Origin of the sequence: Serratia sp. AS12 (genome assembly GCF_000214195.1) — a bacterium.
GTDB classification, from domain to species: Bacteria; Pseudomonadota; Gammaproteobacteria; order Enterobacterales; family Enterobacteriaceae; genus Serratia; species Serratia plymuthica.
The window spans coordinates 4,572,098-4,597,295 of record NC_015566.1 but is presented as its reverse complement, the minus strand read 5'-3'; the positions used below and the strand labels follow the sequence as shown (position 1 = coordinate 4,597,295).

Below are 25,198 nucleotides of genomic sequence, written 5' to 3'. Positions count from 1 at the left end.
GATGGCAAATGTCTGTTTCCGCAGTATTTGAGCAGTCTGTAAATCGTGATCCGCAGCGGGTCGCCATTAGTCAGGGCGAAACGCGGGTAACCTATCAACAGCTATTGCAACGGGTCACCGCATTGAGCGCCGCGCTGCGTCGGCAGCCGGGTAGCCCCTTTACGCTGGTGCTGTTGGAGGAGGGGGCCGCGCTGGTGACGGCGGCGCTCGCGATTATGCATGCGGGGCAGGCATTTGTTCCTTTATCGCCGACGTTGCCTCGGCAGCGACTGGAAACCCTGTTGGCACAGTTTCCCGATGCGCGGTTGATCGCGACGTCGCACGGGCTGGCTTCGGTTCGCCATCTTACCGACCGGCTGAGCGTTGTCGAGGTGGATGAGTTGGGCGTGCCCGCGCTGTCCGCCGGGGAGCCCCTTCCCTTAGAGCCGACGCGAACGCAGCCGTTGGCCTACGTCTATTTCACTTCCGGCTCCACCGGCATACCCAAAGCGGTGCTGGGGCGCAGTGACAGCCTGCTGCATTTTATCGAGTGGGAGAGCCGGGAACTGGCTATCACGCCGGACGATCGCGTCAGTATGCTGACGTCGCAGATGTTCGATCCTTTTTTGCGCGACATGTTGCTGCCTTTGCTCAATGGCGCCACCCTGTGTATTCCGCCGTCCCGCGAACTGATCCACACGCCCGCCGCGCTGCTGGCATGGATGCAGGCGCAGCGGATTACCGTCACTCATCAGATCCCCTCGTTGCTGCAGGTTTTGCTGGAGTATCCCGATGCGGCGCAGCGGCTGCACGATGTGCGCTATGTGCTGCTGGCGGGCGAGATGCTGAAAGGTTCGCTGGTGGCGCGCTTTTATCAGAACGGCCCGGCAAACGCCCAGCTCATCAACCTTTACGGCCCGACGGAAACCACGCTGGCTAAGCTGTTTTATCGCGTAACGCCGGCCGATGCCGCGCGCGCGGGCGTGCCCGTAGGGCGGCCCATTCCCGGTGCGAGCATCAGCGTGATTGATGAAAGCGGCAATCCCGTCGCCGATGGCGAAAGCGGTGAGGTCATCATTATTACGCCGTGGATGAGCGCAGGTTATCGGCAGCCCGATGCCTCCGACACCTTTTTCACCGACGCGCGCGGGACGAAAATGTACCGTACGGGCGATGTGGGGCGTCTGACGGCCACGGGCGATCTGGAGCTGCTGGGGCGCAACGATTTTCAGTTGAAGATCAATGGTCAGCGCGTGGAAACGGCGGAAATTGAAACGCTGCTTGAGCGCCATCCGGCGGTACAGCAGGCTGCTGTCGTCGCCTTTGCGCAGCCGCAGCAGCTGGTGGCGTTCATTACCCTGAAAAACGAACTGAATCAGGCGTCAACCGCGCTGCGCGATTATCTGGCCGCTTCGTTGCCCGCCGCGCTGTTGCCGACCGATTTTAGCCTCCTAGAGCTCTTTCCCCGCCTGCCTAACGGCAAGCTTGACCGCAAAGCGCTGCCTCAGCCTGCGCCGCGCCGAAGCGCCCCGTTGGCCGCGGCGCAGCAGCCCCACGCCGGTGAGGAGCAGAAGCTGGCGGCGATCTGGCAGCGTCTGCTGCCGGTGAATGCGGTCGGGCGCGATGACGACTTTTTCGCCCTCGGCGGGAATTCCCTGCTGGCGATGCGCATGATCGCCTGCGTGCGCGCCGAACTGGACCGGGAACTTGAGCTCGCCGATCTGCTGACGCAGCCGACGCTGGCGGTCTGCGCACTAGCGCTGCGCCAGGCCGAACAAGATAGCGTGCAGACGCAGAGCAGCGTCACGCTCAGCGATGAGCAGCAGGGCATGTGGTTAATTCAGCAACAGGCTCCCGAATCGCCCGTATGGCAGTTGGCCTACCGTGCCGAATGGCAGGGGCCGCTGAACATTGAGCTGTTGCAGCAGGCGCTGAATCAGGCGCTGCGTCGCCATGACGCGCTGCGGACCCGCTTTACCCCGTATCAAGACGGCGTGACGGCGCAGATCGCCGAACAGGTTGTCGTGGATATCGACCGGCAGGATTTTAGCGCGCATGGCAGTGACGCGCGGGGAGCGGCGGAGGGCTGGCTGGCGCAGTTAACCACGCGACCGTTCAATCTTGCTCAGGCACCGCTGCTGCGCATCGCTTGTGCGCAGGTACAGCCGCACCGGACGCTTATCGCTCTGGTGTGTCATCACATTATCGCGGATGCGGAGTCCGTGGCGATGCTGTGGCGACAGATGCTGGCGGATTATGGCCGTCTGCTGGCGGGCAAAACGCTGACGCCGGTTGCAGCGACTTCCTGCCAGACAGTCCATGCACGCCGCCAGCAGCAACGTAGCACAGGGCCGCGAGGGGAAGCGCTGCGTGCCTGGTGGCGACAGCAATTGGCGGGGCCGCTGCCGTTGCTGCAGCTGCCTTATGATTTTCCCGTCCCGGCGGTGCGGAGCTACTGCGGCGGCCGTATTCCTTTCCACTTGGCCCAGGCGACCGCAGATGCGCTGGCGGCGCTGGCCGTGCGTCACGGCGTTACGCCTTACGTGGCGTTATTGACGGCCTACACCGCTTTTATGGCGCGCTATACCCGCCAGCAGGATCTGACGATAGGTACACCTGTCAGCTCCCGCCATGCGTTGGATAACGAGCAGGCATTCGGCCTGTTGTTCAATGTGGTGGCGCTGCGTCAGACCGTGGATTTGCATCAGCCGTTTAGCCGGTTGATGCGACAGGTTGCCGCTGGCTTTATCGCGGCCATTGCCCATCAGGATTTGCCGTTTGGTCAGGTGCTGACGGCGCTGGAGGAGACGCGTCATCCGGGCATTTCCCCGCTGTTTCAGACTCTGTTCGTCTGGCAGCAGAAACCGGATGCCGCAACCCGCCTGGGCCAGAGCAGCGTCTCGGCGCTGCAGGCGGTGGATCGCGGCAGCGCCACCTATGAACTGACGCTGGAGATGTGGCCCGACGAGACGGGCATCGCAGGCCAGTTTGAATATGCCGACGATCGCTTTCTGCCGGACACGATTGCCCGTATGGCGGCCAACTTTACGACTTTTGTCGAGCACTGCATCGCGGACAGCGAAGAGGCGGTGGGGCGTCTGCCGCTGCTTTCCGAAGCAGAGCGTCGGCAAATCTGGCAGTGGAACCAGACGGCGCAACCTTTCAGCAGCGATATTGGCATTCATCAGATGTTCGAGCGCCAGGTGTCGCGCACGCCGGACGCGCCTGCGCTTGAGTTTCTCGATGAGGTGCTGAGTTATCGCGAACTGGACGCGCGTGCCAACCAGCTCGCCCACTGGCTCATCGCGCAGGGGGTTGGGGTGGACGTCGCGGTTGGGTTGTGTATCGAGCGTTCGCTGTCGCTGGTGATTGGCTTCCTGGCCATCCTTAAGGCAGGTGGCGTCTATGTCCCTATCGATCCGGACTACCCGCAGGAGCGCAGCGATTATGTGATTGCCGATTCCGGGCTGCAGTTGATGCTGACGCAGGAGCAGTTTGTCGGCCGCTTCACCCGTGCCACGCAGCACATAACGCTGTTCACTGTCGAAGCGCTGGAGCCGCAGCTGAACGACTTGCCGACCCGGGCTCCCGCGCCGCGTGCCGGCGCCGACAACACTGCCTATATCATCTATACCTCAGGCTCCACGGGCCAGCCGAAGGGCGTGCCCATTCGTCATCGCGGCGTGTGTAATCTGGCGGAAACCGAAGTGGCGCTGCTTGATATGCAGCCCCCTGGTCGGGTGCTGCAGTTTGCTTCGTTCAGCTTCGATACGTCGGTCTGGGAAATCGTCATGACCCTGTGCTCCGGCTGTACGTTGCTGATGGCGCCGCGCCTCTCGCTGCTGCCCGGACCGGATCTGCTGGAGCAACTGGAGCAGCGTCGGGTCAGTCATGTCACGCTGCCGGCCTCGGCGCTGGCGGCATTACCGGAGGCTCCGTTGCCGGATCTGCGCGTGCTGATCGTGGCGGGCGAAGCCTGCGGACTCGATCTGCTGCAAAAATGGGGGAAAAACCGCCGTTTCATTAACTCTTATGGCCCCACGGAAACGACCGTCAGCGCCACCAATGCCGAGCTGACGCAGGCCGACAACCGTGTGCATATTGGCCGCCCGGTGCATAACACCCAGGTATGGATCCTGGATGAGTTCCGTGAGCCGCTTCCCGTTGGCGTCGTCGGGGAGCTATGTATTGGCGGCGTCGGCGTTTCACAGGGCTATTTGAACCAGCCCGCCCTGACCGCCGACCGTTTTATCGCCGATCCCTTCAGCGCGACGCCAGAGGCGCGGCTCTATCGCACCGGCGACCTCGCCTGCTATCGCAACGACGGCAATATTGATTACCTGGGACGCATCGATAATCAGGTGAAAATCCGTGGTTATCGCGTTGAGTTGGGCGAGATTGAGACCGCGTTGCGTCGCCACCCTGCCGTGGCGGATGCGGTCACCCTGGTGCGCGAGGATTACCTGGCCGCCAGCGCCGTCGTCGCTTATGTGTTGCCGCATGCGGGGCAGCAGCCGGATCGGGCGCAGTTGCATGCCTGGCTGGCCGCCACGCTGCCGGAGTTCATGTGCCCCGCCTGCTATGTATTGATGACCGCGTTTCCTCGCCTGCCGAACAATAAAATCGATCGTAAGCGTTTTCCGACGCCGCAACCCGATGCCGTGGCGAACGCGCCAGGCGAGGCGCCGAAGGGCCGGGTGGAGCAGGCGATCGCCGCTGTCTGGAGCCGGGTGCTGGGGATCGAGGGCATAGGTCGCGACGACTCCTTCTTCACGCTGGGCGGACATTCGCTACTGGCGGCGCGGGCAGTGGCGCTGCTGGCCGCTGAGCACCAACTGCATTTGCGCGTCAGCGACATCTTTACCCGTCGCACTCCGCGCCAGTTGGCGCTCAGCGCAGGAGAAACCCAGACGGACAGCGCGTTGTGCAGGCAGCCGGCGCTGAAAGAGGCGCCGCTGAGTTTCGCTCAGCAGCGTATTTGGTTCCTTGAGCAGCTTCATCCCGACGGCAACAGCTACATTACGGGAGAAATTAAAACCTTTACCTCGTCGGAGGTGACCACCGAACGGTTGAGCGCGGCGCTGGAAGCGCTGTTCCGTCACTTCCCCTTGCTGAATACCCGACTGCGCGCCGACGGTGCCGTACCCCATCAGTATTGGTCTGACGCTCCCGTTGAGTTTACGGCTGAAGGCGTCGACGATGACGCGTGGCACGCCCGTGTACAACAGCGCGCTGCCGCGCTGATGAGCGAGCCCTTTACGCTGCTCGCGGCGCCGCTCTATCGTCTGTGCTTTATTTACTCCCCGCAGGGGCGCAACGCGCTGATTTTCTGTGTACATCACCTGCTGGTCGATGAACATACGCTGTCGCTGATAGACCAGAGCCTGACACTGTTGATTGACGATCCGCAGGCGGCTTGCACCGCGCCTGCCATCAGCTATTTGCAGTATGCCGCGTGGGAGCGCAGCACCCCGCATCAGGAGGGGCTTGATTGGTGGCGCGAAGTGTTCCTTACGCCACCGCCGGTTATCGCCCTGCCGCAGCGTCCGCAACCCGATGAAACGGACTGGCGGGCGGCTTATCAGACGTTGACGTTGCCGCTGCCGCTGACCGAAGCGCTGCGCCAACTGGCGCGACAGCAGGACACCACGCTGTTTACCCTGCTGTTGTCGACGTTCCAACTGCTGCTGCAACGTTACAGCGGTGAAAACGATTTAACTATCGGCCTGCCGGTGTCGCTGCGCGACAGCGACACGTTGCAAAGTTTGCCGGGGTTGCTGCTCAATACGCTGGCGTTTCGTCAGACCCTGGACACCAGCCAGCCCTTCGCCACTTTTCTTGCCGCCAGCGAGGCGGCGCTGCGTGAAGCGCTGGCTCATAAAGAGACGCCCTTCGAGCAGGTGGTTAATGCGGTATTGCCGGCGGAGGGGCGAGCTACGTCCCCGCTGTTCCGCATTATGTTCGTTTATAACACCTCACAGGATGAGCGCAGAGAGGGGGCCGAAGCGCGGCTCAGTAACCAGGCACTCAACGCGCCGGACGCCAAATTTGATCTGACGCTGTTTGTGCAGGAGACGGCGACGCAGTTGACGCTGAATATTGAGTATCGCCCGTCGCTCTATAGCGCCGAGGCTATCGACGCTCTTGCCGCGTCCTATGGTCGCCTGCTGGCGAGTTTGAGCCGTCGGCCGCAGTTGCCTGCCTGTCGGCTGGATATGCTGTCAGAGGCGGAGCACCGCCATTTGCTCGATACCCTCAGCGCAGGTCCACGCCGTGCGGCCGCGCCGCTGTTGCAACAACGTTTCGAACAGCAGGCGCGGGCGACTCCGCAGGCCACGGCGTTGGCCTGGGGAGAACGGCAGATGAGTTATCAGCAGCTCAATCAGCAGGCCAATCAGTTGGCGCATTTGCTGACGGGGCTGGATATCGGGCCTGGCGCGCGCGTGGCGGTGCTGCTGCCGCGTTCCACTGCGCTGGTCTGCGCGATCCTCGCGACGGTCAAAAGCGGGGCGGCCTGGGTGCCGGTGGATATCGCTTATCCGGCGGAGCGCATCCGTTACATGCTGGAGGATGCGCGTGTGGCGCGTGTCATCACCACGCGCGAACAGGCTCTGCGGCTGGCGCTGACCGAGCAGCAGACGATGTTGTTGACGCCGGAGATGATGACAGACGGCGACGTCAGCATGGCTGACCCGGCACAGGGCGCCGTTGCGGACGATCCCGCTTATGTGCTCTACACCTCCGGCACCACCGGCGCGCCGAAAGGCGTGGTCATTCCCCATCGCGCGCTCGCCAATTATCTGCAGCATGCCTGCGATAACTACGATTGCGCGCAGGGACGCGGCAACACGCTGCACGCCTCCATCTCGTTCGATGCCACTCTGACCAGCCTGTTCCTGCCGCTGTTGAGCGGTAAAACGCTGTTTATTCTGCCCGATGAAGAGGATGTCCCCGCGCTGGTGTCGGCCTGGAAGCAACTTTCCGGCATGACGATGGCGAAGATAACGCCTTCTCATCTTGAACTGCTCAGCCAGCAGATTCCCCCTGCGGCGGCTGGCCATGCGGCAACGCTGGTCATCGGCGGCGAAAACCTGGCGGGCGCCGCAGTGCGTTTCTGGCGTGAACATGCGCCTCAGGTCTCGATCGTGAATGAATATGGGCCGACGGAAACCACCGTCGGATGCTGCGTCTATGCGCTGGCTGCGGGCGAATGCGCCGTCTCGGGCGCGGTTCCGATTGGGCGGCCGATTGCCAATATGCGTATTTTCCTGCTGGATGAACACCGGCAACTGACGCCGCCGGGGGGCGTAGGGGAGATCTATATCGGCGGGGCGGGTGTGGCGCTGGGCTATTTTAACCGCCCGGAACTGACCGCCAGTCGTTTTATTGACGATCCTTTTGCCGCCGAACCCGGCGAGCGGCTCTATCGCACCGGCGATCTGGCCCGCTGGTTGCCGGATGGCAATCTGCTCTATCTCGGCCGCCGGGATAATCAGGTGAAGCTGCGTGGGCACCGCATTGAGCTCGAAGAGGTTGAAGCGCAACTGGTCGCGTGCGAGGGCGTCAGTCAGGCTGCGACAGGTATTCGTCAGGTCAACGGGCGCCCTCACCTGGTGGCCTATGTGGCCCTGGCCACGGGGGCGGCAACGCTGGATAGCGTGCGTCAGCAGATAGCGCGCCGTCTGCCGGAAATCATGCGCCCGACCCAGTGGCTATTGCTGCCGTCCATTCCCCTGACCAGCAACGGTAAAGTCGATCGCGCCTGGCTGGCCGTACAACCGCTGCCGGTGACGGTCGCGCTCTGCTTCCGGGCGGCGGAGAGTGAGACGGAGCGGCAACTGGCGGCTATCTGGCAAAAGGTGCTGGGAGGCGAAACGCCAGGGATGGATGACGACTTCTTTGCCTTGGGCGGCGACTCCATTCTTAGTCTGCAAATCGTCTTCCTCGCTCGCGAGGCGGGGCTGCGCGTTCAGGCGCGTATGCTGTTTGATTATCCGACGATCGCCAGCCTCGCCAGCGTGGTGGAGCCACTGGCATCCGCGCCGACGCAAGCACGCCCGGCCATGCAGGCTTATAAGTTGCTGCCTGCCCAGCGCTGGTTCTTCGCGTTGGGCTCGGAAAACACGCATCACTACAACCAATCTTACCTCTGGCGGTTGGACGCGCAGGTCAATTTGCCGCAGCTGGAACGGGCGCTGCGCGGGGTTTTGCAGCAGCATGAAGGGTTGCGCGGCCGCTTCAGCGCAGCCGATGCGCCGGCCACTATCGCCGCCCTGACGGACGCGCCGCTGCTGCGTGAAACGCGCCTTGGCGCGCCTCACGACGGCGAAGCGGCGGTTATCGCCTGGGCCGGATCGCGTCAGTCACAGCTGGACATTGCCCAAGGGCCGGTGTTCAGCGCCGATGTTATCCGTGCGGCATCCGCCGATTACCTGCTGTTAAGCGTTCACCACCTGGTGGTGGATGGCGTCTCCTGGCGCATTATTATCAGCGATCTCAGCCGCGCGTATCAGGCGCAGGCACGAGGCGAAGCACCGCCCTGCGAGCCGGCGACGGCTTCGCTGGCGGAATGGGGCACATGGTTGCAGCAGGTCGTCGATCCCGTTTCGGCTGCCGATGAGCACCGCTATTGGGAAACGCAGCGGCATGCCGGCGCCGCTATTCCGGTAGACAGCAGCACGCGTGCGCTGCCTGGCCGTACGGGAGAAATGCGCAAGGTTCAGATTACGCTGGATCGCGCGGCCACCCAGGCGTTGGTGCGTCAAACCGGGCGGGCTTATCACACCCATGTCGGCGATCTGCTGCTGGCGGCGCTGGCGCAGACGCTAAGCGAATGGACCGGCAGCCGCCAACTGCGTATCGATTTCGAAGGGCACGGGCGCGATGACGCGCCGGATGCGCCGGATGTCAGCCGTACTGTGGGCTGGTTTACCGCTATTTACCCGATCCTGCTGCAATTGCCGCCAACGGGGTCGTGGGGAGATCTGATCCAGGACGTCAAAGAGGCGCAGCGTCGGGTTCCTCACGGCGGTGTGGGTTACGGCATGCTGTATGACGCCGCTGCACAGGCAGCGGAGGTCTGCTTCAATTATCTTGGGCAGTTCGACGGCGATTTCCATCAGCCTCCGCTGAGCGGCGTAGCCGATCTGCTGATGGCGCACCGTTATGCGCCTGAAAATCGTCGTGGCTGGGCGCTGGAGGTGGATAGCTACATCGATGAGGGCGAACTGGTTATCGTCTGGAGCTACAACCCGAACAGTTGGCGGGCGGAGACCATCGCCGCGCAGACGGACGCGATGAAAAAGCATCTCGATGCGCTGATCGCCCACTGCCAGGCGCAAGCGCACACGACCTGGACGCCGTCCGATTTTCCTCTCGCAGGCCTGAGCCGGGCATCGCTGTTGCAACTGCAGCAGCGTCATTCGCAGATTGTGGATATTTATCCTCTTACGCCGACTCAGGAGGGGATGCTTTACCATTCGCTGGCCGACAGCGATGCAAGGCTCTATCACGAGCAGATCTGTTTTGATCTTGCGCGCGGGGTCGATCTTGCTCGCCTGCAACAGGCGTGGACGCAGGTGATCGCCGCCTGCCCGGCGCTGCGTACCACCTTCGATCTGAACGCCGAAGTCGGGCCGCTGCAACTGGTGCATCAGCAGATGCCTGACGCCTGGCGCGTGGTTGATTATCGCTCGCCGCAGGAAGAGGACATCGCGGCGCTGTGGCGTGCGGATCGGGAGCAGGGGTTCGATCTGCATCAGGGGCCGCTGTTCCGCATCACCGTGCTGCTCGCGCAGGATAGCGTGCAGATGCTGTTCAGCCATCACCACGCCATTCTGGACGGCTGGTCGGTGACCCTGCTGCTGGCGCAGGTGGCTGCGGCCTATCATCAGACGCCGCCACCGCCGTCGGCACCGGCATTCAGGCACTATATCCAGTGGCTGCGCCGTTCCCGCGCCGGCAGCCTGGCGCACTGGCAGCAACGGCTGGCCGGCCTCAGTGCCGCGACGCCGTTGCCGGCCGCTTATCCGGGGCGTACGCCGTCTCAGCAACGCCAGCGGCAGGATTTTCAACTGGATGTCGCGCTGTCCGCGCAACTGGCCAGCTTTGGTCGCCGTCATCGCCTGACCATCAGTACGCTGGTGCAGGGCGCCTGGGCGCTGCTGCTGCAACGCTACAGCGGTTCGACGGAGAGCCTGTTCGGCGTCACCCTTTCTGGCCGCCATGCCGATCTCAGCGGCATTGAGCGCATGGTCGGTTTGCTTATCGGCACGGTGCCGATGCGGGCGAGCGTCCAGCCGGACGTTCACGTGGTCGACTGGTTGCATGCGCTCCAGCGTCAGCAACTGGAAAATGAGCGCTTTAGCGACATTTCGCTGGCGGAGCTGAAGCACAGTTGCGGGCTGGCCGGTTGGCCGACGCTGTTTGATACCCTGGTGGTCTTTGAGAACTACCCGCAGCAGGAGAATAACGGGCTATTCAGTTTCACGGCGGCCCAGGAGAGCACCAACTATCCGTTGACGCTGGTGGCGTCGTTTGGCACGGCCCTGAGCGGGGCGCTGGTGTATGACGACGGGCTTTACTCTCCGCATACCGCCGGTCAGTTGACGCAGCACCTGCTGCATATATTGCAGCAATGGATAGACGCGGATGACCGGCGGCTGTCGGAGGTCTCCCTGCTGGACGCCTCCGGGAACGCGGCTCTGCTCAAAGGGCTGCAAGGGCCGGTTCTGCCGCTGCCTGCGGGCGGTGTTTACGCGCTGTTTGCCCAGCGCGCCGCAGCCATGGGCGACCATATCGCCGTGATAGAAGGCGACCTAAGCCTGACCTATGACAGCTTGCGGCAGCGTGCCGAGCAGATCAGCGCCCGTCTGCATCAACGCGGGCTGCGCGCCGGGGATCGCGTCGCGCTGTTTTTGCCTCGCGGTGTGGAGTATGTCGCGGCGATGCTTGCCGCCAGCCGCATCGGCCTTTGCTATGTGCCGATCGACGCCGCCAGCCCTGCCGAACGCATCCGGTATTTGCTGTCCGACAGCCAGTGCCCTCTGACCCTCACCCAGCAGACCCTGGCGGGTGCGCTGCCGTCCGATCAGCCTCTGCTGCTGGTTGACGAAGCCTCGCCCGATCTGCCTTTGCCGCCGGAGGTCAGCCAGGGGAACTCACTGGCTTATATCCTGTATACCTCCGGCTCAACCGGCAGGCCGAAAGGCGTCATGATTGAGCATCGCAGCCTGATTAATTATCTCCTCGATGCGAGCCGACGCTATCAGCTACGTGCCGGTATGCAGAGCCTGTTCCATTCGTCGGTGAGCTTTGATGCGACCCTGACCAGCCTCTGGCTGCCGCTGCTGACGGGCGGCACCCTCGTTGCCATCCCCGGTGAGGGCGATTTGCAGGCCATGGCGCGCCACCTGAGCACCTCTTCTGCGGAACAACTGCTGAAAATCACCCCTGTCCATCTCGCGCTGTTGCAGGAGCAACTGGATCACGCGGCGAAAGGGCGCGTCAGCGCGCTCGTCGTCGGGGGCGAAGCCCTCAATTGCGAAACCGTGCAGCGCTGGCTGCGGGAGGCGCCCCACACTCGCATTTACAACGAATATGGTCCGACGGAAACCGTGGTGGGTTGCTGCGTCCATTTGGCGGATGCGGAGCGCGATCGTCAGGGCGCAATGGCGATTGGTCTGCCCATCGCCAATACCCGCCTGCTGGTGCTGAACGAGGATCGGTCGCCGACGCCGCCGGGGGCGGAGGGGGAGCTTTATATCGCCGGTGCCGGGTTGGCGCAGGGGTACTGGAACCGGCCTGATTTGACCGAGGAAAAATTCATTACGCTGGATTTGGCCGGGGAAGCCGTACGCGCCTACCGCACAGGCGATCGGGTCGGCCTGATGCCGAACGGCGAACTGATGTATTTCGGCCGCTGCGATCGCCAGCTCAAAGTGCGTGGCTACCGTATCGAGCCGGGTGAGATTGAGGCGCAGCTGATGCGTCATCCGCAGGTGCTGCAGAGTGCCGTCGCCCTGCTGCCCGGACGCTCGCAGGAAGATGCGCAACTGGCAGCCTGGGTGGTGCCGCAGCAGGCGGGGATGGAAAGCGAGGCGCTGCGTGCGTTTCTGGCGCTGACGCTGCCCGGGTACATGATCCCGGGCGCGATCGTGGTGCTGCCCGCGCTACCGCTGACGTCGAACGGGAAAGTGGACTATGGCGCTCTGCCTCTGCCCGTTCGCCCGCAACAGACCGAGCTGCTGGCACCCGCTACGCCGCTGGAGAGCGCCATTCAGGCTACCTGGGGAGAAATCTTACGCTGCGGGCCGGTCAGCTGTGACCAGAACTTTTTCGCGCTGGGTGGGCATTCGCTGCACGCCCTGCGGGTCGCCGCGCGACTCGAAAATCAACTTAATGTCAGGGTCTCCCTGATCGATCTGCTTAACCATCAGACCGTCCGGCAGTTAGCGGCGGTACTGGCACAACGGACGACGCCGTTATCGGAAGAGCGCGCCATCACCCGCGTGTCGCGCCGACAGGAGACGCCATTGTGATGCACAACCAAGAATACGATAAACCGCAATTTACCGGAGGCGACATGCAGGAAAACCATTTCCAGTTCAGAGCATCGCTGGCGCAAAAGCGTCTGTGGCTGCATGAACAACTGGGACATGATTCAGCAATTTATCACATCAGCACGTTACTGGAGCTGGAAGGGGAGCTGGACGAAACGGCGCTGCAGCAGAGCGTGAATGACCTGGTGGCGCGCCATGAATCTTTCCGCACCGATTTTGTCTGGCAGGATGAGGCGCTCTTTCAGCGCTGTCATGACACCATGACGCTGCCACTGGAGAAGGTGGATTGGGTCGCGGCGGATGAAGCGGCGTTGCAGGCGCAGCTGAATGCGGCGAGCGAACGCCCCTTCAATTTACAGCAGGCGCCGCTGTCGCGTTTCGTGCTGTTCCGCCGCGGCGCATGTCACCATATGCTGCTTATCGTGTTGCATCATATTATTTCCGATGGCTGGTCAGCCGGCATTATCAGCCGCGAGCTGGCTTCCTGCTATAACGCCCGGCGTCAGGGGCTGGCGGCGGATCTGCCCCCGCTTGACATTCAGTACATCGATTATTCCGAATGGCAGCATCAGCAGCAGGAGGGGGATGACGTCGCCCGCTCCCTGGACTGGTGGCGCGAAAAACTGCGTAACCTCGAACCGATAGATTTGCCCTGCGATCGCCCACGGCCAAATCGGCTCAGTCTGCGCGGAAAAACCCGCTTCTTCTCGCTGCCGCCGGCGCTGGCGCAAACGCTGGGTGAACGCGCCCGCGCACGCAACAGCACGCTTTATTCGCTGTTGCTTAGCGCCTTCTCGTTGATTCTGCATCGTTATAGCGGACAGCGCGACCTGGCCATCGGCTCGCCGGTGTCCGGGCGTGGGCGGCTTGAGCTGGAAGGCGTGGTGGGCTTCTTCGTCAATACGCTGGTTTACCGTATCCAGATCGATCCGGAAGAGAGCTTCACCGCCTTGCAGCAAAGCGTTTTCCGCACGGTGGTCGACGCGCTGGAGCATCAGCAGGTGAGCTTCGATCGGCTGGTTGAAACCCTTAATCCAACGCGCGATCTCAGCTACTCGCCGCTGTTCCAGGTGATGTTCTCCTTTGACGAGAGTGGGCAGCAGGGCTGGACGTTCGATGGCCTACAGGTTAAGCCGCATTCTCTGGCCGGTGAACAGGCAAAATTTGATCTGACGTTGTCGATGGAGAGCCGAGGCCGGCAGCTACAGGGTGCCTTCGAGTACAGTAGCGATCTGTTTGATGACGCCACCATCGCGCAGTTGGAAGCGGATTTCCTGTTCCTGCTCGGTGAAGTGGCCCAGGATGACACCCAGCGGCTGGAATGCTACCCCTGCATCACCGCGCGCGACCTGCACAGCGAACGCCCCCATACATACCCGGTCAGCCAGGCGTTGCATCAGCGTTTCGAATATCAGGCGCAGCGCTATCCGGATGCCGTAGCTATCGGGACGGGTGAGGGACGCAGGCTGACCTATCAGCAGTTGAACGCGCGGGCGAATCAGCTGGCGCACTATCTGTTGCTGGGCATGCAGGAGCGTCCGGCGCAAGGCGGCGGTCTGGTCGGGATCTGTATGGATCGCGACGAAGCTTTGCCGATCGCCATTCTGGCGGTGCTGAAGGCGGGGATGGCCTATCTCCCCATTGACAGTGGCCACGGTGCGGAGCGCGTCCGTTTCTACGTCGAGGACGCCGGGGTTCGTCAGGTGATCGGTGTCTCGGCGCATCAGTCGCTGTTTGAGGGCTGCGAGGTCGACTATCTGTGCACCGATTGCGAAAGCGGCTTGATCCAGACGATGCCGGAGACCAATCCCGATCGGCCGGTTACGCCCGATGCGCTCGCCTATGTCATCTACACCTCCGGCTCGACCGGCACGCCGAAAGGCGTGGAAATCCCTCATGCCAACGTTATGCGCTTGTTTGCTGCCGGCGAGCGCCATTTTGCCTTCAGCGAACATGACATATGGACGCTGTTCCACTCCAGCGCCTTTGATTTCTCCGTCTGGGAAATCTGGGGGGCATTGCTGTATGGCGGTCAGCTCAGCGTGGTGCCGTACTGGGTCAGCCGCTCCCCGGAACAGTTCCGGCAGTGGGTAAGCGATGAGCGAGTGACCGTGCTTAACCAGACCCCTTCCGCCTTTGCGCAGTTTATCGCCGCCGATGCGACGTCCCCGGACGCGGCGCCTCTGTCGCTGCGCTACGTGATTATGGGCGGTGAAGCGCTGGAACCGGCGACGCTGCTCGGCTGGCTGGCAAAATATGGCGAAGATGCGCCGCAGATTATCAATATGTACGGCATTACCGAAACCACGGTGCACGTCACCTGGCGGCGCATCACGTTGGCGGACGCGCGACAGGGAGGCAAAAGCCCCATTGGCGAGCCGCTGGACGACCTTGAAATCTATCTGCTGGACGCGCAGCAGCGGCCGGTGCCGCCCGGCGTGGTGGGCGAAATGTATGTCGGTGGCGCCGGGGTCGCGCGCGGCTATCTGAACCGTCCCGAACTGACTCGCGAGCGGTTTTTGAATAAAGCCGAGCTGCTGGGCGGCGGCGATGACGATGGTGCGCGCCTCTATCGCAGCGGCGACTTGGCGCGTCGACGTCGCGACGGCTCACTGGAGTATCTGGGGCGCGCCGATCATCAGGTCAAAATACGGGGTTTTCGCATTGAGCCGGGAGAGATTGAAGCGGCGCTGCAGCGGCTGGATGGCGTGGATCAAGCGGTGGTGATTGCCCGTGCGGACAGCGCCGATCGTCAGATGCGTCTGATTGCCTGGGTCGCCACGCGTGAAAACGGTCTCAAGGTGGAAACGCTGCGCAATGGGCTGCGGCGCACGCTGCCGGATTACATGCTGCCCTCCGCCTTTGTGTTTATGGAGGCGCTGCCGCTAACGGCGAACGGCAAGCTGGACCGGCGCGCGTTGCCGGATCCGCAGGCGCTTCGTCCGCAGTTGGCGAGCGACTATCAGGCGGCGCGCACCGAGACCGAGGCGGCGCTGCTGGCGCTCTGGCGCGACGTGCTGAAGGTGGATGACATCGGTGTTTACGACAACTTCTTTTCGCTGGGCGGCGATTCGTTGCGCGGAGTACAGGTTGTCGGACGCGGGCGCGAACGGGGGTTGGCGCTGACGCTGGTCAATCTGTTCCAGCATCAGACCGTGGCCGAACTGGCGGCGTTGCTGGACGCCGGCAGCGGGCAGGGCGTCGGCGGTCCGATAACCGCTGCGCCATTCAGCCAGATCACGCAGGAAGATCGCGAGCTGTTGCCGCCGGAGGTGATTGACGCCTATCCGCTGAGCCGTATGCAGGCGGGCATGTTTTACCATATGAACCTGACGCCTGACGCCAACGTTTACCACTGTACCGGCACCTCGCACTTGCGTATCAACGCCGCCTTCGACGAAGCGGCTTTTCGCCGGGCGGTGGCGGAAACGGTGGTTGCTCACGATGTGTTGCGAACCGGGTTTGATTTCGCACGCTACAGCCAGCCGTTGCAGTTAGTCTGGCCGCAGGCGGAGCTGCCGATCCTAGTGGAGGATCTGCGCCATCTCGACAAGCAACGGCAGGAGGAGCGTATCAGAGCCCTGTTGGATGAAGAACGCCATACACCGTTCGATTTGCAAAGACCGACGTTGCTGCGTTTCTTCATTCAACTGCGTTCCCCGCAAAGCTTCCAGTTCACCATGACCGAATGCCACCCGGTATTCGATGGCTGGAGCTATCACACCATGATCGTTGAGGTGTTTAACCGCTATGCCGTTCTGACCGGTGGCAGCCAGTGGCAGCCGCCGTTCAAGCCGCAGCAGGAGTACCGCGACTTTATCGTTCAGGAACAGGCCGCCATCCGGGACGATGCGCAGCGCCGTTACTGGCAGCAAACTCTGGCGGATTGCACCCTTCTCAGGCTGCCTCATCAGGCGCAGGAGGCGACGCTGGGAGCTGCGCCGCGTCTGAAATCGCTCTCGTTTACGCTCGACGATACGGTTTATCAGGGGATGCGCCAACTGATGCAGCAACTGGGCGTGCCGCTAAAAAGCGTGCTGTTGGCAGCCCATGTCAAAGTGATGAGCGTGTTCAGCGGCGAACCGGATATCCTGACCGGCATTCCGACCAATGGTCGTCCGGAGGCGGAAGGCGGTGATTGGCTCTACGGCCTCTATCTCAATATTTTGCCGTTCCGCCAGGTGCTGGGAGCGCAAAGCTGGGCGGAAGTGATTCGTCAAACCTTCGCCAACGAATGCGCGGCGATCCCTCATCGCTGCTATCCCCTTGCCGAAATTCAGCGCCACTTTGGCCCTCAGCCGTTGCTGGATGAGGTGCTGTTCAACTATATGGATTTCCATATTTACGATCAGATGACGCCGGCCCTGGGATTGGGCGTGGTGGATAAGCTGAACGTGCAGGATGTCCATGAGGGGACGCACTTTACCCTGAATGTTCATTTCCAGCACAAAACGCTCTCTTCAGCGCTGGCCAGCAATCAGGTGAGCGTCCAGCTGGATTATAACGCCAGGCTGCTGAGCCGGGAGCAGGTGGAGCAAATGGCGGCCTGCTACCAACGCGTCCTCGGCGCGATGGCGGCAGAGCCGCAGGCATTGCACCTTGCCGTCGATTTTGTTCCCGCAGAGCAGCAGCGTCAGCTGGCTGCATTTACGCGCGGACCGGCAGGCTACGCCGGCACGGAAACCCTGGCGACGCTGTTCGCCCGTCAGGTGGCGCAGCAGCCCGATGCCGACGCGGTAGAATGGGAAGCCCAGCGCCTGAGCTATCGCGAACTGGACCGGCAGTCAGACCGGCTGGCGTCCTTGCTGGCGCAGCGCGGCGTGACGCGCGGCAGCCGCGTAGCGCTCTATCTGGGCCGCAGCGTCGGCCTGATTGTTTCAGTGCTGGCGCTCAGCAAACTGGAGGCGGTTTATCTCCCGCTTAATCCGGAAGATCCGCATGCGCGTCTGGTGGAGCAGATAACGGATGCGCGCTGTTGCCTGCTGATCACGCATCAGCCGGAGAGGGCGCTGGCAGCAGAGACCGGCGTGCCGCAGTTGACGGAGAAGGAACTGAGCCAGGGCGATACCCCGGTGATGCCTTTTGCTGTCGCGCGAGGAGAGAGTTCCCTTCCTCTGTACGTGATGTACACCTCCGGCTCGACCGGTAAGGCCAAAGGGGTGCTTATCGCTCAGCAGGGGGTGATTCGCCTGGTGAAAGAGGTCGGCTATCTCGATTTCACCCATTGCCGCCGCTTTCTGATGCTGGCCGCCGTGAGCTTTGACGCGTCTACGCTGGAAATCTGGGGACCGCTGCTGAACGGGGGCACCATCGTCATCTATCCGCAGGGCCCGGTGGCGATACCGCAACTGGAGACCTTGCTGGTCGGACAGCGGGTAGAGAGCCTGTTTCTCACCACGTCGCTGTTTAACCTGATTGTCGATGAATGCCCGCAGGCATTGCGTGAAGTACGGCAGGTGATAAGCGGTGGCGAGGCGATGTCGCTGCGTCATGCCACCCGCATCAGCGGGCTCTATCCGGCGCTGACCCTGATCAATGGCTACGGCCCGACCGAAAACACCACCTTCACCACCAGTTGGCGTTTTCGCGCTACCGAAAGTGGCATCGTGCCAATCGGCAGGCCCAATGAGGGAAACATTGCCTGGATTCTGGACGCCTTCATGCAGCCGACGCCTCTCGGCACGCCTGGCGAGCTCTATATCGGCGGGCCGGGTCTGGCGCTGGAGTACCTCAATCAGCCCGAACTCTATCAGCAGCGTTTTATCGCGAATCCTTTCGATCCGGAACGATCCGAGCGCCTTTATCGCACGGGCGATCGCGCCCGCTTCCTGGCCGACGGGGCGATCGAATTTTTGGGGCGGATTGACGATCAGTGCAAGATCCGCGGTTTTCGTATCGAGACGGGCGAGATCGAAGCGACGATAGGTCGCCACCCTGACATTGAGCGGGCTGCGGTGCAGGTGGTGGAGGAGCCCAGAGGCAAACGCATTGTCGCCTGGCTGGTGATGCAGCCGGAACGTTCTTTCGATGCCGCTGCGCTGCGCACCTGGCTACTCCAGCATCTTCCGCGCTATATGGTTCCGGCCCGCTTCCAGGTGCTGGATGCGTTGCCGCTGACGGCCAACGGCAAGCTGGATACCTCCCGCCTGCGCGCTGAAGATCGCCAACCCGTGCCGACCGACACGGCTCCGGTGGAACTCACCGATCCTACGGCAAAAGCGATACAACAGGTCTGGAGCACGGTGCTGGGCGTGGCCGCGCCAAATCAGCAGGAGAACTTTTTTGACCTGGGCGGCGATTCGTTGCTGCTGGCGCGCGCGCACCTGCGGCTTGCCGCGCTGGGCTATAGCGGGGTGAGCATCGTTGATCTGCTTAACTACCCGACCATTCAGCAACTGGCGGATTACATCAACGGCGGCCAGCGGCAGCCCGACGCCAGCCTGGATGCCATTCAGTTACAGGTGAATGCCGGCCGCAGCCGTCTTGCCGGCTTGCAGCAAAGAAGGAGCGGTAAACAATGAGCAATGCAGAGATGTTAAAGGACGCACTTCCTCAATCCCTGCACGGTTTTGAGATCGCGATTGTGGGTATGGCGGGGTCGTTTCCCGGCGCGGCAGATATTGAGGCTTTCTGGCGAAACATTGCCGCAGGGGTTGAAGCGATACGCGAACTGAGCGATGAGGAACTGGATGCGGCCGGTACGCCGCACGCTGAACGCGAACAGCCGGACTTTGTGCGCCGGGCGGCGGTGCTGGAGGATGCCGAGGCGTTCGACGCCGCTTTCTTCGGCTACTCGCCGCGCGAAGCGCAGGCGATGGATCCGCAGCAACGGCTGTTTCTGGAAACGGCGTGGCTGGCGCTGGAACATGCCGGTTATGCGCCGGGGAAATTTCCCGGACAGATTGGCGTTTTCGCCAGCGCGTCCAACAGCAGCTACGCCATGAGTTATCTGCTGCGTCATCCCGATATCCAGCGGCATGTGGCGCTGGACGGTCTGTTGTCGGGCAATAATAACGATTTGTTATCCACTCGCGTTGCTTACAAGCTCAACCTGCGTGGCCCGGCGATGACTATCGGAGCCGCCTGTTCCAGTTCGCTGTTGGCGCTGCACGCCGCCTGCCAGTCGCTGCTGGCGGGCGAGTGCGATATGGCGCTGGGTGGCGGCGTGCATGTCGGCTTCCCGTTAAAAAGCGGCTACCGCTATGAAAACAGCGGAATTTTATCGCACGACGGACGCTGCCGCAGCTTCGACGCCGATGCCAGCGGCACGGTGGCGGGCGATGGAGTCGGCGCGGTGGTGCTGAAGCGGTTGCAGGATGCTCTTGATGGCGGCGACAGAATATACGCCATCATTAAAGGCTCGGCAGTCAACAACGACGGCTCCAGCAAACCGGGCTTTACCGCGCCGTCGATCAACGGTCAAACCGAGGTGCTGCGGCGCGCGCTGGTCGCGGCAGACGTGGCCCCGGAAAGCATCGGCTACATTGAGGCGCACGGCACGGCCACGCGGCTTGGCGATCCCATTGAGTTAAAGGCGCTGCTGAATGCCTACGGTAAACAGCGGGGGCCGGATCATCGCTGTGCGGTTGCTTCGGTCAAAGCGAACGTTGGCCATCTCGATTCTGCCGCGGGCGTTACCGGCGTGATCAAAGTGGCGCATATGCTGATGCATCGCTATCTGCCGCCTGCGGTGAATTTTTCCCGGCTGAATACCGAGATTGATCTGCGGGGATCGGCGTTTTATATCCCGCAACAGGGGGAACCCTGGTCCAGCGACCGGCCGCGCCGCGCCGGAGCCAGCGCCTTCGGCATCGGCGGCACCAACGTGCATATGGTGCTTGAGGAATCGCGTTTTGTCGCTCCCTCCGGGCCGGGACGCCCGCAGCAGTTGCTCTGTTTCTCGGCGCGCTCGGCGGCGGCGCTGCGCGACGGGATGGCGCGTATGCAGGCATGGTTGTCATCCGCAGAGGAGAACGAATCGGAGGGCGAAGCCCTGGCCGATGTCGCCTGGACGTTGCAGGTTGGACGCGAGGAGATGAACCATCGTTGCGCGCTGGTCTGTCGCGATCGGCAGCAGGCGCGGGCGGAACTGGCCCACCGATTGGCTCTGCCCGAAGGGGGCAAGGCGATGGCGGATGCGCGGACGATTTTTATGTTCAGCGGCCAGGGATCGCAGTATGCGGGCATGATGCATGATCACTATCAGCAGGAGCCGTTTTTCCGGGATGTGGTGGATGAATGCGCCGGCTTGTTGAAACCGCTGCTGGGACGCGATATTCGTCCGCTGCTGTTTGAAGCCGCCGACGATGCTTCGCTCTCGGCGCTTTATCAAACGCGTTTTACCCAGCCTGCGCTGTTCGTGGTGGAATACGCGCTGAGCCGGCTGCTGATGTCCTGGGGCCTGGCGCCCGCGGCCTGCATCGGGCACAGCATTGGCGAATATGTTGCCGCCTGTCTTGCGGGCGTATTTTCGCTGGAGGACGGACTGCGCATCGTCGTCCGCCGCGCGGCGCTGATGAACGAGATGCCGCCGGGTAAAATGCTGGCGGTTGGCCTGAGCGCCGTAGAACTGGCGCGCCGGCTGCCGGATGGCGTGTCGCTGGCCAGCGAAAACGCGCCGGAGTTTTGCGTGGCTTCAGGAGAAAGCGAGGCTATTGAAACGCTACAGGCTCTGCTGGATGCCGACGGCGTCGAGGCGAAACCCCTGCACACCTCGCACGCCTTTCACAGCGCCATGATGGAGGGCTGCCTGGCGGATTTTGAACGCGCTTTTGACGACATTACACTTTCGCCGCCTACGCTGCCGTTTATTTCCTGCGTCACCGGCGACTGGATACGCCCTGAGCAGGCGACCTCTCCGGACTATTGGGTCAGTCAGTTGCGTCAGCCGGTGGCCTTCAGTCAGGGGGTAAAACGCCTGCTGGACGAACCGCAAAACCTGCTGCTGGAAGTGGGGCCGGGCAGTACGCTCACTGGCCTGGCGCGCATGCAACTGGAGGGTGTCGCTGCCCGGCGCCGGGTATTTAACGGCGGCGTCGGCGTCAAGCAGCCGCGCGCCGGCCTGCAGACGCTGTTGGCGGCACTGGGCGAGCTGTGGTGTCAGGGCGTGGCGGTCGACTGGCCGCGCCTTTATCAACATCAGCAGCGGCGACGCGTGCCGCTGCCCGGCTATGCGTTTCAGCGTCAGCGCTATACGCTGGCGTCATTGGTCAACAGCCAGAGTGAGCAACTTCCGGCGGTTGGCGAGCGTCTGCCGATGGCGGAATGGTGTTATCAGTCACGCTGGAAGCAACTGCCGCCGCTGTCGTCAACGCCGGGTTCCTGGCGCGGACGGACGGTGGTTCTGTTTATGGATCGGCTGGGTAGCGGTAAACGGCTCGCGCGCATGCTGGAAAATCAGGGCGCGCGGGTCAGGCGCGTCAGTAAAGGAATACGCTTCCGTATCCTGAGATCCGGCAACGTCACCGTCAATCCGCAGCGTCCACAGGATTTTCATCTGCTGGCAGAGTATCTCCGCAGCCAGCAGCAGGCACCGGACGCGCTGATCCACGGTTGGAGCATCACGCGCAGTCGTGCGCTGTCGGCAAAAAACGCCACCCTTCATTATGAGTCGCTGCTGCATATCGCCCGCCATTTTCACCCGGAAAATGACGACGCCCCGTTGGATCTGTTTGTGCTGTCCAATCATCTGCATGCGCTGGCAGGCGATGAGCAGATCGATCCGGGTAAGGCGCTCATCATCGGCCCGAGCCGCATCATTCCGAAAGAGTTCAGTCAGATTCGTTGCAAAAGCATCGATTTCATCCCGCCATCGCGCTACCGGGGGCTGGCGACTACCCGCGCTTTGTCGACGCTGCTGGCGGAGATGCAGCACACCGATGAGGCTCTGATGGTGGCGCTCCGTGGCGCGCAGCGCTATGCACCGCTGACGGAGCTGGATCGCGGGCAGCAGGCTGAACCGCCGTTTAGCTTCTGCGATGGCGGCAATTACCTCATCACCGGGGCATTCGGCGGCATCGGTTCCACCATTGCCGAGAATTTGGCGCGCCGGCATCGTGCCCGGCTGCTGTTTATTGTCCGTGGGGAGCTGCCGCCCGAAGCGGAGTGGGAGAGCTGGCTGGCGCGGCATGATGCCAGCAACGCCAAATCGCGGCGCATCGCTTTCTTGCGGCAACTGCAGCAGGCCGGTGCCCAAGTCACGGTGATCAGTGCCGACCTGGCCGATAAGCGCAGCGTCAGTCGCGGTATCGCCGCTTTTACCCAGCGCTATGGAACGCTTAACGGCATATTCCACTGCGCAGGCGTGGCGGACGGCGGTCTGATCCAGAACCGCTCGGCGGACGATTCGCAGCGGGTATTTCAGGCGAAGGTGCAGGGGACGCGTGTGCTGGAAGCCTGTCTGCGCCAGCATGCGCCCGATTTTTTTGTCGTCTGTTCTTCGCTGGCCGCCTTCGTCGGGCCGGTCGGCCAGGTGGCTTACTGTGCGGCTAATGCCTGGCAGGATGCCTGGGCGCTCAACGCTCACCAGCGGCGCGATGCGCGTACCCGTTATCTGGCCATCGGCTGGGATGCCTGGCGCGATGTCGGCATGGCGGTTGACAGCCTGCGGCAGTGGCACGGCGACAGCGGCGAGAAGACGTTGCGTGACGCCATTACGCCCAAGGAGGGATGGACGTTGCTGACGCAACTGCTGGCGCGCAATGGCGGCCATTATCTGATCTCGACACGCGGTCTGCCGCTGGTCGACAGCGACGCGAATGTGCAGACGGATATCGCCCAGCCGGATCGGGACGGAGAGAGGCTTCAGCCGGCCTTGTTTCCGCGCCCGCCGCTCAGCAGCGAGTATCTGGAGCCGCGCAATGAAACCGAACGTCAAATCACCGCAGCCTGGCAGGAAAAAATGGGTATCGGACCGCTTGGCATCGAGGATGATTTCTTTGAGCTGAACGGTCATTCGCTGATGGCCGTGCAGATCATCGCCCTGATTCGCCAACGGTTGAATGTTTCCCTGCCGGTCGGTTTTATCTATGACCACCCGACAGTGGCTGCGCTGTCGGAGCAGGTTCTTATGCGTTTGCAGGAGCGTCAGCCCGCGGTGGAGGAGGCTAAATGAGTGTTCATCATGACGTTCAGCATGCACGCAACCCTTATGGCGACGAATGGACAAGCGCCGCACCGCAGGAGGGCGTCGTCTATCCGCTGGGGTATGCCCAGCACTGCTTCTGGTTTGTTGCCGCCACCCTCGGGGATACGGCGAATAACCAGAGCTGCATTCAGATTGAGGGAGAACTGCAGCCCGCGTTGTTGGAGCAGGTATTGAGTGGCCTGATTGCCCACCATCCGATATTGCGCAGCGCCATTTCGCGCTGGGCGCCCACTCAGCGTATCCGGCCGGTCGGCGGCTTCGATTTGCCCTTTGCCGATTTGACTGGCGATCCCCCGGTGCAGGCGCAGCAGCACGTCAAGGACGTGGCGTGTCGTTTGCTCGCCGAACCATTCGATCTCCAGCGGCCGCCGCTGCTGCGCGCTCAGCTTTTTCGCCTGCAGCCCCAGCAGCACGTTCTGGTGCTCTGCTTTCCGCATATCGTGGCTGATGGCGCGGCGGTGCATCTGTTCTGCCAGCAGCTCTGGCAGCGTTATCGTCTGCTGGCGCGCGGAGACAAGGAGCCGTTAGCCGGACAGGCAGAGATGCCCTTTACCGCGTTAATCGCCAGTGAACGGGCGCGCTATCGTCGTCATGGCAGCGAAGATCAACGCTTCTGGCGCCGGCATTTGCAGGGCTATCCGTGGGCCACTTTTCCCCAGTGCTATATCAATCAGCAGCAGACGCACGCCAGCGACCGCTATGTCTCTTTTCCGGCCGACAGCTATGAACGGCTGGAGAGCGTGGCGCGTCAGCATAAGGTGAGCCTGCAGATGGTGCTGTTGGCGCTTATCGGCAGGGTGGTACGCGAGATGACCGGCGCATCGCGTTTCGCGTTGAATTCCGTGCTGGAAGGGCGTGACCGACCGGGGAGCGAGTCGCTGATGGCGCCGTTGCTTCGTGTCATGCCTGTCCCCCTGGATATGAACGATGCGCCAACCTTCCCCACGCTGCTGGCCCAGGTGCGTGAAAGGGTGCTGCGCGCCTACGAACATATCGATTGTCCGTGGAGTTTGCCGGTTGGCGTGATGGCCGAACAACGCTGGCGCAACAGCCCGCGTCTTTTAACGCTGTTGATCCGTGCCGTCAGCGGGATCTATACCGCGCTCTGCCCGCGTGCAGCCCTCTATCCGCGCTTTCTTGCCGATTTCCTGCTGATGGAGCCGCAGCCGCCGCGCGCATTGTTCCGGCGCATTCCGCAAAGCGCCGGTGTCGCAGACCCGATCATCAACATCAATATTCTCCAGGATGCATTTCGGCAGAAAGCGCCGAGCGGCGGGGATGATCCGTTACGCCTGAGCGTCTGGCGGCAACCTGATTCGCTGGATGAGCAGGAGGAGGCGGATAACTGGGAGAACGACTCGATCAATATTTATCTCACCAGTTCGGCGGAGGGAAAACCCGTTTTACATATCACCTGCTGCTGTTTCAACGCTGACGGGATAGAACAATTTATCAATCTGATGCAGCGGGAGCTTAGTGCTGTTGCGTTTGCGGCCTCCTGATAACGGACAAA

General features: G+C 62.3%; 4 protein-coding genes. All 4 read left to right on the top strand.

Translation table 11 applies throughout. From position 1 onward, the window contains the following. Positions 1-8: 8 nt before the first annotated feature. Genes SERAS12_RS21340 through SERAS12_RS21325 form a run of 4 tightly spaced genes read left to right on the top strand, consistent with a single transcriptional unit; the run spans position 9 to position 25,187 of the window. The gene (locus tag SERAS12_RS21340) at positions 9-12,518 is read left to right on the top strand and encodes a non-ribosomal peptide synthetase (protein WP_013814520.1); all 12,510 of its coding nucleotides are present in this window, start codon (positions 9-11) and stop codon (positions 12,516-12,518) included. After that, a complete protein-coding gene (locus SERAS12_RS21335; protein ID WP_239441014.1) occupies positions 12,518-19,060 on the top strand; it encodes a non-ribosomal peptide synthetase in 6,543 nt (2,180 codons plus the stop codon). Before SERAS12_RS21340 ends, SERAS12_RS21335 begins: the two co-directional genes overlap by 1 nt. Continuing rightward, positions 19,057-23,652 (top strand): type I polyketide synthase, encoded by a 4,596-nt coding sequence (locus SERAS12_RS21330; RefSeq protein WP_013814518.1) that lies wholly within the window; start codon positions 19,057-19,059, stop codon positions 23,650-23,652. Before SERAS12_RS21335 ends, SERAS12_RS21330 begins: the two co-directional genes overlap by 4 nt. After that, the gene (locus SERAS12_RS21325) at positions 23,649-25,187 is read left to right on the top strand and encodes a condensation domain-containing protein (protein WP_013814517.1); all 1,539 of its coding nucleotides are present in this window, start codon (positions 23,649-23,651) and stop codon (positions 25,185-25,187) included. Before SERAS12_RS21330 ends, SERAS12_RS21325 begins: the two co-directional genes overlap by 4 nt. Positions 25,188-25,198: the final 11 nt, after the last annotated feature.

Bases quoted from the DNA above. Each gene is read 5' to 3' on its own strand.
- SERAS12_RS21340 (WP_013814520.1), top strand. From the start codon at position 9: ATGTCTGTTTCCGCAGTATTTGAGCAGTCTGTAAATCGTGATCCGCAG.
- SERAS12_RS21325 (WP_013814517.1), top strand. From the start codon at position 23,649: ATGAGTGTTCATCATGACGTTCAGCATGCACGCAACCCTTATGGCGAC.
- SERAS12_RS21335 (WP_239441014.1), top strand. From the start codon at position 12,518: ATGCACAACCAAGAATACGATAAACCGCAATTTACCGGAGGCGACATG.
- SERAS12_RS21330 (WP_013814518.1), top strand. From the start codon at position 19,057: ATGAGCAATGCAGAGATGTTAAAGGACGCACTTCCTCAATCCCTGCAC.